The sequence below is a fragment of the Mesorhizobium sp. 43Arga genome (assembly GCF_053714255.1).
Genome location: NZ_JBSKBO010000018.1, coordinates 1 through 12,711, shown reverse-complemented (window position 1 = coordinate 12,711; position 12,711 = coordinate 1). Strand labels below are relative to the sequence as shown.

The window sequence follows — 12,711 nt, the reverse complement described above, 5'->3', positions numbered from 1 at the left end:
CCGACTTCAGATTGCAGGACTCCTACGTGAGACGAGGCTGTCATGCCACCCGAGCCAGCGCGATGAGCTACGCGCCTGACGCCGCGAATGATCCGATGACCTGAATTCGCACCCCTTATATGAGCAGGGGGAGGAGCTGTGTCCCCTGCCGCTTGATCTCCGGGAGATACGGGGTGTCGGAGAGCACGAAATGCCTTATGCCGAGATCCCGGTACTTGCGCAGCGAATTGGCAACGTCCGCTGCCGAACCGACCAACCAGGTGGTGCCGGCGCCGCCGCCGCCGAACTTGCCCGGAGCCGTGTAAAGATTGTCGTCGAGCACATCGCCACGCTCATGCAGATCGAGCAGCCGCTGTTGGCCAACCGCAGCAGCCCGCCGCAAATCGCTCCACGAGGCGCCCTTGCCGTTTGCCATTTCCGCAACCTTTGCCTCGGCGTCGGCCCAAGCCTGCTTAGTGTATCGCGAACCAGCGTGGTGATGCGCAACCCGAATTCCAGCGGAGGAAGGTCGCGATCCAATGTCTGGCTGAGCAGCTTGAGGCGCTCGATCCGCTCTGCAATGCCAGCGAGCGGTTCACCCCAGAAGAGCTGGACATCCGCTTCGGTGGCCGATACCCGCTCGGCCGCGTCCGAAGCCCCACCGAAATAGAGTTTGGGATGCCGACGCTCACCGCGGACTTCGATGCGTGGCACCACGGTGGATTCGCTTACCTTGAAATGCACGCCGTTATAGGTGACGTTCTCTTCGGTCCAAAGTTTGCGGACGAGCCGCAAGAATTCCTTGGTTCGGGCGTAACGATGCGGCTGGTCGCCCTCGCTGTCCCCGTATGCCGCAAGGTTGTCCAGTCCTGATACGATATTGAGCCGCACGCGCCCGCCCGTCAGATGGTCAAGGGTGGCGGCGGCAGACGCGAGGTTCGCCGGCCGCCAGTACCCCGGCCGGATGGCGATGAGCGGTTCGAACGAGGTCGTCTGCGCCGCAAGGGCAGCCGCAAGCGTGAACGTGTCGGGACGGCCCCAGCCCGTTCCGATCAAGGCACCCTTCCAGCCATTATCCTCCAGCGCCTTCGCATGGCTCGCCAATGTCTGCAGGCTATTGTGATTTTCGACGACGCAATCGCCCCGATGGCCGGATCTGACCTCGTTGGGGATGTACCAAAGAAACTCGGATTTGCTACTCATGCGATTTGATCTGCAATTCGATTGTTGAACGTTGGAACCAGGAATCTGATGGAAAAGGGGACGGCTATCTCGCAAGGTTTGACGTCAGCTCAGGAGCATCTAAAGGCGGTCAGGCGCATTTCCCGGATGCGGCAATGGTGACGGGCCGCGGTGACTCCGTCATCCCACTACTTGCGCTTCAGGCACACGGTGAGGCTGAAGCGCAAAGCTGTTGGGCGGACGCGGCAGGCCCAGATTCTCCCTGAGCGTGTTGCCTTCGTATTCGTGCTGGAACAGACCGCGTTTGCGCAGAATCGGAACGACCTGATCGACAAAGTCGGTCAAGCCCGTCGGCAGTATGGGCGGCATGATGTTGAAGGCATCTGCCGCGCCGTTCTCGAACCAATCCTGCATCGCGTCGGCGATCTGTTCGGGCGTGCCCACCACCGTGCGGTGCCCCGCGCGCGGTGGCGATCGCGAGATAGAACTCGCGCAGCGTCAAATTGTTGCGCGACACCAGATCGGAGACGAGCTTCAGGCGGCTTTTGTTGAGCTCGGTATCCTGCGGCAGGGGCGGGGCCGGATCATCAAGGGAATAGTCAGAGAGATCGACGCCCTCGTAGTGGCGGGCGAGGATATTCCAGGCGATTGAAGGATGGACGAGCGACTGGATGTAGTCGTAATTCGCCCTGGCCTCCGCTTCGGTTCCCCCAAGAACAGGGAATATGCCGGGACTGATCAGCAGCTCTTCCGGCTTGCGGCCATAGCGCGCGAGCCGACCCTTGACGTCCGAATAAAATTCCTGCGCGTCCTCGAGCGTCTGGCTGGCGGTAAAGATCATCTCGGCCGTTCGGGCCGCGAGCTCACGCCCGGGCGCCGACGCGCCGGCCTGCACGATGACAGGGTAGCCCTGAACGGGCCGGCCGACGTTGAGAGGGCCGGCTACCGAAAAGAACTGCCCCTTGTGATTGACGGGATGCACCTTCTCGAGATCGAGATAGACGCCGCTTTCCTTGTCGCGAATGAAGGCATCGTCCTCGTAGGAATCCCACAATCCCTTGACTAGATCGACGAATTCCTCGGCACGCGCATAACGGTCCGCGTGCGCGGGATGGCCGGGGATTGAGAAGTTTGCCGAAACATCTGCTCCGGTGGTGACGACGTTCCAGGCCGCGCGTCCCTTCGAAATATAGTCAAGGGAGGCGAACTTGCGGGCGAGAAGGTAGGGATCCTCGTAGGTCGTGGAGGCGGTCGCGACGAAGCCGATGCGGCTCGTGACCTGCGACAGCGCCGCCCACAGGGTTATCGGCTCGAAATGCGCGTGTTGAGCCGTGCGGCGGAACGCTTCTGGATCCTTGGCGCGCTCCCACACGGCGGGACTGTCGGCCACAAAAACCAGATCGAATTTGCCGCGTTCGGCGGTCTGGGCAAGCTCCCGGTAGTGGTCGATGTTCAGGCCGGCATCGGCCTGTGCGTCCGGATGGCGCCAGGCGGCGGCATGATGGCCTGTCGCCATGATGAACGCTCCGAGCCGCATTTGCCGCTTCTGTCTGCTCATTGGCTTGCCTCCATGGCCTTCAGGAGCTTGCGGCCCGGTATGTCAACTCCGAGCCTGCTCAGCAGGCGGGTCCGATATTGTGCAAAGCGCGGGTCGCCATGCTCGCGCCGTTTCGAAAGATCGATCCGAAGATCCTCGATGAAGCGGCCGTCTTCGAGAACCAGTATCCGGTCCGCCAGCGAAATTGCTTCGTCGACATCGTGGGTGACGAGCAGCACCGCGGGGCGGTGCCTTGCGCAGAGTTCTCGCAACAGGTCGTGCATCTTCAGGCGGGTAAGCGCATCGAGCGCCCCGAACGGTTCGTCGGCGAGAAGCAAGGCCGGTTCGCGCACCAGCGAACGAGCGAGCGCCACTCTCTGCTGTTCCCCGCCCGAAAGCTCGTTCGGCCAGGCATTCTCCCGCCCTTGGAGCCCGACTTCCGCCAGGGCCTGTTTTCCCCTGTCCTGAGCGGGCGTGCCCGGCAGGCCGAGCGTGACGTTCTGAATGACGGTACGCCAAGGCAACAGGCGCGCGTCCTGGAAAACGACCGACAGGTTCTCCGGTATGTCGAGGATTCCGGTTCCCTCGACTTCGCGGTCGAGACCGGCAAGAGCTCTGAGGAAAGTGCTCTTGCCGGAGCCACTCTTACCAAGCAGAGCGACGAACTCGCCCTTTTCGACATCGAGATCGACGCCGTCCAGGATCGTCTTCGTCCCAAACCGGCGCGCCAGGTCGCGTACACGGACCGCCTGGATTCCAGGCTTCAGTTGGCCAGGGTGCGGCGCCATGACAGAACCTTCCGTTCGAGCAGTCGCACAAGACCGTCAGAAACCAGGCCCAGCAGCACATAGACCACCAGACCGACCAGGATGACATCGGTCTGCCCGTAGGTGCGGGCGAGGTCGATCATGTAACCAAGCCCGCTTGTGGCGTTGATTTGTTCGACCACGACAAGCGAAACCCAGCACAGCGTCACAGCAAACCGCAGGCCCAGGAGAAAACCGGGCAGCGCGCCGGGCAGGATGACCTCGACGATGAAATCTTTCCGCGACATGCGCAGGGTTTCGGCCAGTTCGACATAGCGGCTGTCGATGCCGCGAAGCGCATTGTGGGTGTGGATGTAAACCGGAACGATGACTGCAAGCACGATCGTCGTGACCTTCATGCCTTCCCCGATGCCGAACCACAGGATCAGCAGCGGGATCACGGCCAAGGTCGGAATAGCGCGCTTGATCTGAACCGGGCCGTCGATCAAAGCTTCGCCGATGCGGGAAAGGCCCGCGATGACGGCCAGGACCGTGCCGATGACGAGGCCAATGCTGAGCCCGACGAGAGCACGCATCGCCGATGTCGCGAAGTTGTCCTGCAGGCGACCCTGCTCGATCAGTCTTCCGAACGCCTCGATGACCGTCCAAGGCGCGGAGAGGATGCGCGGATCGATCCATCCGAGCGCCGAGCCGATGACCCACACCAGCACAAGTATTGCTGGTCCGAGATGCAGTGCGAAGGGTATTGCGGGGCCTGGCCCCAATCTGCGGCGGATACGTGGCCGGCTGCTCGCGGTTATCCTGCCCGCGCTCGCATAAGCAGCGATATTGCGCCTGGAGTTTCGGGCCGACTTCCCTAGATCCAAATCCCAGGTCGTTGCCATGGTCAATATCCTTTCTTGGCCAGAGCCGCGGCGCCTAGCTTTTCGAAGCGGTTGTCGAAGATCTGTTCTACGTTGTAAGGCTGGTGTCCTAGCTGCTGCGCCAGGAGGTCGATCGTCTCCTGATGACGCTTCTTCACCTCGCTCCAATAGGCGGGTACGATTTCCTCGCCTGCCAGATTAACGAGGTACTCTCCGTCTTCGCGGCTGAGACCCTGCTGGCCGACGTAATATTCCTTGATCCAGATTTCCGGGTTCTGGTTGACCCATTCGATGGCTCGGGCCCACAGGCCGACATACTCCGCAAGTGCTGCAGCCTTCGCCGGATCGTCAAGAACCCATTGGGGCGCATAGAGATGGGCCGGGTCGTCACGCAAGCCGTGCTCGACCAGGGTTGCCCCGTCCGATCCATACTGATTGATGTAACGGCGAATATTGACGCCGCCGAGCGGCGCGATATCGACCTGCCTGCTTGCCAGCGCCTTCGGGTAGACGTCGCCGGTGCTCGGCAGCTCGACCAGGGTGACATCGCTTGTTTTGAGCTCGGCGGCTTGAAGCGCCCGCAAGACCAGTGTTCCCTGAGCCTGGCCTGGGCTGAAGGCGATGCGTTTGCCGCGGAAGTCCGCTAGGGATTTGGCATTGACACCTGGGGCGATGCCAAATCGATAAATGGGGTGGGCAATCGGATCTCGGCGTTCGCTGTATGCGATATTGCGAACGGGCAGGTTATTCCAGTTTGCGAAGATCGACGGGATTTCCGCGACCGCTCCCACATCAAGTGCCTTGGCGCGCGGAATGCCTCCGAAGTCTGAGGGCCGCCACTGATATTGGCCCAATTGACCTCGAAGGTCAGTTCCTTGTCGAGCCCCGACAACTCTAGCGCTTTTTGTGTCTCTGGATCACCGATCGTCAGGACGGTTCCTGGCGGCACTTTCGAAAGAAGAGGAGCGTCTGCCTGGGCAATCGCCGTGCCGCTGACCGCGCCGAGCGCAAGCAGACTGAACAGCGCAGCCTTCAAAGTGTTCGTGAATTTCATCGTTGTTTCCTTTTTGGGGTTTGGCAGCAGGGACCTGTCGGGCCGCTGTCCAGCCTTGCTCGCAAAGGCGTTATCGTCATTGCGAGGCACTCGTGGACGGCTACTCGGCTGCGATCGCGGCCGGCGCTCTTGCCGCGCCGACAAAGGGAGCCAACTCCGCGACTGCCTGTCGCGCACGCTGTCGGATCGGTTCGGCCGTGAGACGGTAGTCAGCGAAGTTTCGATCGGCCGCGTAGACTGCCGTCGGCAAAGCGTGCGCCTGAAAAAAACTGAACAGCGGCCGAAGCTGATGCTCGACGATCAACGCATGGCGATCACCGCCGCCGGTGGCGGTGAGGATCACCGGCGTGCCCAACAAGGCGCCGGGATCGATCAGGTCGATCGCATGCTTGAACAGTCCGGTGTAGCTGCCCTTGTAGGTCGGCGTGCCGACGACCAGAACGTCGGCTTCTATGGTTACGCGCAGGATGGCTTGCGCACTCGGATCAAGGTCCGCAAACCGGCGCGCATTGCCAAGCGAGGCTCCGAGATCGGTAATGTCGTAGATGCTCGCCGCCACGTCATATTGCTCGGCGGCAAAAGTAGCCACCAGCTCGACAAGGGCGCGCGAGCGGGACGGGCGGTTGAAGCTGCCGGTGAATCCAACCAGTTTGCGAAGCGTCATACTGGATCACCTTCCTTAATCAGTCGGGGGTTTCGAAACATCCGACTGGCTACGTGACTAATGTCTACTTTATTTGTAGAAATACATCCGGAATAGCCTCGGTTGTTGCGAAACGGCGGCCGCGCGGAAAAAAATATGCCTTCGCGGGCACGGTTTTGGGGAACCTCGCGTTGGGGCCTTTGTGAACTGACGGCGATGTGGAGTCAGGCAAAATCTCTGAAGAATTAGCCAAGGCCGCCCCCGACAACTCGTCCGATCTAACCGCAGGCGCGGATGCCAATGAACCGGACATGCGTGATCTCGCGATGCCTCTGACCGATAAGCGGTCATCTCAAGTGCAGAGCCGGTTTTCAGAGCCTCGCACGATGCAGGGCTAGGGCGTATCCATGGATACTCGACCGGGATCAGTTCGGGAAATGTTTTCCCAACAGGATTCATTTAGAGCAAGGAAAAGTGAAACCGGCTGGCCAAGGCATGCCGCAAAAACGCCCGCTCCTTGCCCTGCAAGGGCACACAATAGCGGAAAATCGCTTGCTTGGCGCGCACAGCCCCTTAACGCGGGTCGTGCGAGTTACCGAGCGCAACCCTAAAGCACATTTTGCAAGAACTGCGTGCGAAGAGTTCGTTCCGGCCGACCCCGGCATGAAAGCTGACATCGACGACGAAGATGCCGGGTAGGGTGCACCGCGCACTTCGCAAGCCGCGGTCAGAACCTCCGTTTCGCGATGTTGATGCCAGCTGGATCGCCGATGCCTTGAACAAGCATTTTCCTTTTCATCTCAATGCGCCTTTTTGATCAAGTCTTTCCGAAAGTATGGCCTCCTCCGCAATCGTGCTCGGAGAGGCGACGAGGTCGGAGACGTGGATAGCGGCTGCAGACCGGAGACCGTCCGCCCCAGTTGAAGAGCGTCATGGCGAATACCGGGACATTCGCTCGCCGGCATACGACCTCGTTTCCCCTTTTCGCAGGGGTAAATGCCAACCCCACCCAAATGGGTGATGCGTGCCGTGCCGTAAGGATTTATGGGGCGGCACGCGGGGGAGGCGATGACTTTACAGGGACAGAGGATCGGCGCGACCGCAGTTGATCCGACGATCGAGGTAAGGCGTCGATGGCCGACGGAGGCGTGTGCTCCGTCGGCCACCTCTCGGTGGCCGCTCCTCAGGCGCGCGAGGAACTGCTCATCCGGACAGCACCGCAGCGATGCTTCGTGGTTCGGGTTTCCATGACTTCTACCCGCTACTGGTGCGGCGGGGCCTTTGAGCGGGCAATGGGATCCAAGATCGGGTTCGGAAGGCTCAACTGCATCAGAAACTGATGTCCAGAGTTGCTGGTGCCCGGCGGCGGGGCGTGGGCAATTTGGGAGTTTCGGATCATCTCGCACGAACGAAATACGGACTGACGAAGAGACAGCCCTCAGATCATCGTTAGGAGGCTGCCGTGCCCTGCCGCTCGCTCTGCCTCGAAGTTTTTCTCTAGACACCACCTTTCGCTCTCGTCATTTAATCGATTGTAGCGACTGGCAAGTCGCAACCAGTGCTTGCCTTCACTACTTCGGCATCGTATCGCTCCGAATGCTCAGCGGCGGACTCCGCTCGCTCGCTTTGCGGGTTGTATAGCGTGTACAACTTCCGAGTGAGTTGTCGGTTTTCAACTCGGCATTCCGTCGGAGGACGCGGAAGTCACTTGCCTAACCCGACGTCGACTGGCCAAGAAGCGCATATCTCCCTTCAGAGATTAGATGGCGATCTACGACCGAGTGCAAATGTGTCGTTCATCGCTGAAGTACTTGAGTTTCAGATAGCATCCAGAAATGTTATCCGCTTACAGCGATTCAAAAGAAAATTATTTCTTGAGATCCTTTTAGCTTCCACATAAATCCCAAAGCACTGCCGCCGGATGTTTTCGCGTGCGGCGTTTAGCAAGGTGCTTATAAGCATGTAAGACCTTCCAGGCTTCACCTGGGAGTGCGGTAGCTGTGTTTTTGTCCATAGGGGGTGGCTGGACTGGAGTTAACGCTCAGGCCAATCCATGACAGTTCACCGGGATACTGCAAAAAAAGGTGACGTAGGCTGTTTTTGAACTGTCTGTTGCAGGAAACAGGTAGTTCAAACCCTAGGCAGCCTTGCGTGTGGTGACGCAGGTCCGGGCCAAATGGGCAGTCGGACCTGAACCAAGCGATCAAATGGTCGGCGTTCGGGTGATCTTGCCCGCTGAAGCTAAGCAATCAATTTCTTTTGTAGGGGGGGTGTGCGGTGGCGCGCACTGGGCAAGAAGCCGATGTTTCGGCGATCGATCCGATGTTGCTCTCGGAGTTGGTAGGGGCCATTTATGACTGTACGATAGAGCCTTCCCACTGGCTTCAGACTATTGCCATGATCGGAGCGGCGACGAGATGCTGTGCGGGCATGATCACCGCGAACAGTATCGATCCGCCGGCAGTTCGCGTCCTTGAGTCGTGGAAGTTCGAGCCGGAGGTTCTCAACGGATTCTCCGAGTACGGCATCGATACCGTAGGCGCTTGGATCAGCCTGCCGGATTTCTGGGTGCGTGACCTGGACATGCCACTTTCACCCATGCAGGACGCTGCGAACGTCTTTGGCAGCACGCGTTGGTTTCAGGAAATATTGCCGTCGCGCGGATATGTCGACTCAATGCACCTGGTGTTGATCCGCCAAGCTGATCGGTTCGCCGTTTTTGATCTCTATCGGCAGGAGAGCGGGGGGGTGATCGCGGATAGGGACCGTCATATCCTTCATGTGCTTGCCCCGCATCTACGCCGGGCCATAACGATCAGTGACTTGATCGACATGAAAAATCTGGAAAACGCGGCGTTCGGCGAAACTTTGGACAATGTCGCCGCGGGGGTCGTCATCGTCGGGCCCACCGGTCGCATTCTGCACACCAACGAGCCGGCTCGGGCTATGCTGGCGTCACGGTTGCCGATCATTTCGCAGGCAGGTAAAATCGGCGCTCGACATCCGGACGCAACCATCGAGTTGCTCCGCGCGATCGAACTATCTCACGGCAACGAGATAGGCATCGGCCGCAAGGGCATAGGCGTGCCGCTTGTCCATGACGGCAGTACGGTGGCGACGGCGCATGTACTGCCGCTTGCGAGAGGCGCGCGCACCCGGCTCGTTGCCGAGGCCACGGCCGCCGTCTTCATCGTTGCGACCGATGCGCCATCGCGAGCCGAGATGGGAACCGTCGCGCGGATGTTCAGGTTGACTCCTGCCGAAACGCGCATGCTCGAACATCTATCCGCCGGCGAAAGCCTGCCCAACGCGGCAGACAGCCTCGGCATCAGCATCACCACTGCAAAAACCCATCGCTCGCGCATATTCGCGAAGATGGGAGTCGCACGTCACGCCGAACTTATGGCCGTGGTACAGCGCCTCGTCCCTCCCAGCCAAAGGCACCGATCAGAGCCGGACGACAGGGTCCGGCATGGGCCAGGTCATCCCTTCGGACGCCGACGATAACGATCTCTGTAGGATTCGCCGGGGACAGCCTCTGACGGAGGCGTGTCGCACGATGAAGAGAGAGCCAAGCGCACGGTTAGCATACCTCCAACCGCGCTTGCAGAACAGCACAGGAGACCAAGGCAGCCTAGATGGCGAAGTCCGGGGAATGCCGGTGGCCCGGCAGACAGGTCGCCAGTTTATGTTATGGAGAGCTAATATAAAGGGCAACTTTCGTCGGGTCGCACATGTTGTTCGCAGTTTTTCAAAAGCATCGCCGAGTATCACGTCGTGTCATCCTTTTGGATGACGACGGAAGCCGTAAACCTCGCCTACGAGACCAAGCGTTGCCGACGAGGGCGACATTTGAGGCTCGTTGCCTGTCAGGCAGGGTTCCACATGCGGGAGGCGCGATCGATGACTACTCACTTCAGAATGTTCGGAAATAAGCGGCGAGGCGATATCTGAAGCGGCAGTCGGGACCATCTATTACCATGAAAAATCTGTGTGATCTTGGGACTCCGTCAGCGTGGTTCGTAGTTGCCACGAAAGCGCGGAAAGAAGCTGTCGCGGCGCTCAACCTGGATAATCAGGGGTTCAGCGTGTTCCTTCCGAGGATGCGGCGGACCGTATGTCACGCTCGCAAAACATCCGTTCGTACGATCCCGTTGTTTCCAGGCTACCTGTTTCTGAGGCACGCCGAAGGGGCTCGATGGCGGTCTGTTAACGGAACATACGGCGCCGTCAAAATCCTCACGAACGGCGAAGCACCCGCGATGGTGGAGCGAGGCTTCATCGATGCACTCAAGGCTAGGGCTGGAGCTGGCGATGTAATCGATCTCGACGCCGGCCTTCAGCCCGGAGATCGCGTTGAATTGGTTGGCGGGCCGTTTGCCAGGCAGATAGGCGCTCTCGCTGACCTCGACGACAAAGGCCGGGTGACCGTGCTTTTGGAATTTCTAGGTGGGCGCGTACCTGTGCGGACGACGACACTAAACTTGTTGCCGGCGTAGGCAAAGCAGAAGGAAGGCTGCGCTTCCTGCGCGGCCGCTCGGTCTAATGGCCGGCCGTTTCAGCGCACCCGGAGTGCGGTAGCGTGGAGCGCCGAAGTGTGCCCGGGTCGCCCCTGATACGATGCAAATCTCTTCGCGTTGCCGAGTGGCTCCGCTCCAATGGCAGCGCGAGTGCTGGAAGGGGGTATGAACGATCCATTGCGGATCTGCCGTACCGTCCATGGGATGGTTCCGATAGGTCCCCAGCCCTTTCAATAAGGCCGTCACCACCTCCCTGGGGTGCTGATAAAGTAAAATGTAAGTTTCACCCGCCTCGTTATACAATTGTCACAGGGCAACTGCAGTCCTTTGCAAGCTTTGTCAGGAATCCATAGCAGAACGATAGGCATAATACATGTCTTTGTATCTGTTTTATCTGCTATCCTGTCAAATCCAGGCCCGCGAGTTCGGGACTAACTTCCAGGGTCCACCCGGAAGTGCGGTAGCCGTGATTTGGCTACGTTAGATGGGCCACGAATGGTCGAAGAGTCGGAGCGGAAAATTGAATCTGGATGACAAAAAAATTGCGGTTATCGGACTCGGATACGTCGGGCTTCCACTCGCCGTCGCCTTCGGCGCAAGGCGAGATGTTGTAGGCTTCGACATAAACGAGGCGAGGGTTGCCGCCTTGCGGCGCGGCGAAGATTCCACGCTCGAGACTGACCATGCTGAGATGTGCGCTGCCACAGGCTTGTTTTTCACCTCCGACAGGGCTGAACTCAAATCCTGCGGCATCTTCATCGTCACCGTGCCCACACCGATAGACAAGGCCAACCGCCCCGATCTGGGCCCCTTGGTCGCGGCATCGAAGACAGTGGGCGAAGCCATTTCGCCGGGCGCTGTCGTTATCTTTGAATCGACAGTCTATCCGGGCTGTACAGAGGAGATCTGCGCTCCGCTAATCGAGAAAGCCTCAGGCTTATGTTTCAACAAAGATTTCTTTTTGGGATACAGTCCTGAACGCGTCAATCCAGGTGACCGCGAGCACCGCCTGCAGACAATCGTGAAGGTGACCAGTGGCTCGACGCCGGAAGCAGCCAATGCAATAGACGCGCTATACGCTTCGATTGTGTCCGCCGGGACGCATCTGGTCGGCAGGATCGCGGTTGCGGAAGCCGCCAAGGTCATTGAAAACACGCAGCGCGATCTCAACATCGCCCTAATGAATGAGCTTTCGCTGATCTTTGACAGACTGGGAATCGACACATCCGAGGTGTTGGCTGCTGCAGGCACCAAATGGAATTTCCTGCGCTTCACGCCCGGGTTAGTTGGGGGCCATTGCATAGGCGTCGACCCCTACTATCTCACTCACAAGGCGCAAGAACTTGGCTACCATCCGGAGGTCATACTGGCTGGCCGCCGCATCAATGATGGCATGGGTCAGCATGCGGCTGACCAGGCAGCGCGCCTGATGATGCGTAAGGGCATTTCGGTCGTCGGCAGCAGGATTTTGATTATGGGCGCGGCGTTCAAGGAAAACTGCCCGGATCTGCGAAATTCCAAAGTCGCGGATATCGTTAGCCGCCTCCGGGAATACAATGCCGCCATAGATATCTGGGACCCTTGGGTTTCGCCTGCGGAATGCGCGCATGAACTCGGCCTTTCCAGCACTAGAAGCCTTCCTGAGGGCGGCTATGACGGTATCGTCGTCGCGGTCGGGCACAGAGAATTCAAGACGCTTGGCGTTGCCGGGCTGAAGGCGCTGTGCAGGGATCCCGGAGTCATTTACGATATAAAGGGCATCTTCCCTAGGGAACATACGGATGGGCGTTTCTGATGAAGGTTCTGGTCACCGGCGCGGCCGGCTTCATCGGCTATCATGTCGCGAAGCGACTGCTAACGCGCGGCGATGAGGTCATTGGTTTCGATAGTGTCAACGCCTATTACGATCCAGCGATCAAGGAAGGGCGCCTGAGCCTCCTCCAGGAATTCAACAAGACAACCAATTGCGGCTTCCATTTCATCCGCGCCAACCTGGCTGATCGCGCCGCCGTCGGGTCGTGCTTTGCCGACCACGCCTTCGACCGGGTGATCCACCTCGCCGCTCAGGCCGGGGTGCGCTACAGCCTGGAAAATCCGCGCGCCTATGTCGAAAGCAACATCGTCGCTTTCACCAACATGCTGGAGGCCTGCCGCAATGCCGGCATG

7 protein-coding genes and 3 pseudogenes are annotated in these 12,711 nt (G+C 59.4%); 4 read left to right on the top strand and 6 right to left on the bottom strand.

The window, feature by feature from the left end; translation table 11 throughout:
- Positions 1-115: 115 nt before the first annotated feature.
- From ACWGS8_RS32840 to msuE, 6 genes and pseudogenes are all read right to left on the bottom strand, one after another.
- A pseudogene (locus ACWGS8_RS32840) lies at positions 116-1,182 on the bottom strand (LLM class flavin-dependent oxidoreductase).
- A 159-nt stretch (positions 1,183-1,341) separates the two neighbouring features.
- Positions 1,342-2,719, bottom strand: a pseudogene (locus tag ACWGS8_RS32835) (LLM class flavin-dependent oxidoreductase).
- Positions 2,716-3,486: an ABC transporter ATP-binding protein gene (locus ACWGS8_RS32830; protein WP_454584830.1), complete on the bottom strand. Its 771-nt coding sequence runs from the start codon at positions 3,484-3,486 to the stop codon at positions 2,716-2,718. The pseudogene ACWGS8_RS32835 and the gene ACWGS8_RS32830 overlap by 4 nt, the downstream one beginning before the upstream one ends.
- Positions 3,462-4,349, bottom strand: a complete 888-nt coding sequence (locus ACWGS8_RS32825; RefSeq protein ID WP_454584829.1) for an ABC transporter permease — start codon at positions 4,347-4,349, stop codon at positions 3,462-3,464. Before ACWGS8_RS32825 ends, ACWGS8_RS32830 begins: the two co-directional genes overlap by 25 nt.
- A gap of 2 nt (positions 4,350-4,351) precedes the next feature.
- A pseudogene (locus ACWGS8_RS32820) lies at positions 4,352-5,382 on the bottom strand (ABC transporter substrate-binding protein).
- A 100-nt stretch (positions 5,383-5,482) separates the two neighbouring features.
- Positions 5,483-6,046, bottom strand: a complete 564-nt coding sequence (msuE, locus tag ACWGS8_RS32815; RefSeq protein WP_454584828.1) for an FMN reductase — start codon at positions 6,044-6,046, stop codon at positions 5,483-5,485.
- Between the two features lie 2,409 nt (positions 6,047-8,455).
- Here msuE and ACWGS8_RS32810 point away from each other — a divergent pair.
- The 4 genes from ACWGS8_RS32810 to ACWGS8_RS32795 all read left to right on the top strand — a co-directional run.
- Positions 8,456-9,532, top strand: a complete 1,077-nt coding sequence (locus tag ACWGS8_RS32810; RefSeq protein ID WP_454584827.1) for a helix-turn-helix transcriptional regulator — start codon at positions 8,456-8,458, stop codon at positions 9,530-9,532.
- 473 nt (positions 9,533-10,005) lie between these two features.
- On the top strand, positions 10,006-10,524 hold the full coding sequence (nusG, locus tag ACWGS8_RS32805) for a transcription termination/antitermination protein NusG (RefSeq protein WP_454584826.1): 519 nt from the start codon (positions 10,006-10,008) through the stop codon (positions 10,522-10,524).
- A 541-nt stretch (positions 10,525-11,065) separates the two neighbouring features.
- Entirely contained in the window at positions 11,066-12,340 is a 1,275-nt protein-coding gene (locus ACWGS8_RS32800; RefSeq protein ID WP_454584825.1) for a nucleotide sugar dehydrogenase, read from the top strand.
- On the top strand, positions 12,340-12,711 hold a 372-nt coding region (locus tag ACWGS8_RS32795; RefSeq protein WP_454584824.1), incomplete at its 3' end, for a GDP-mannose 4,6-dehydratase. The genes ACWGS8_RS32800 and ACWGS8_RS32795, both read left to right, overlap by 1 nt.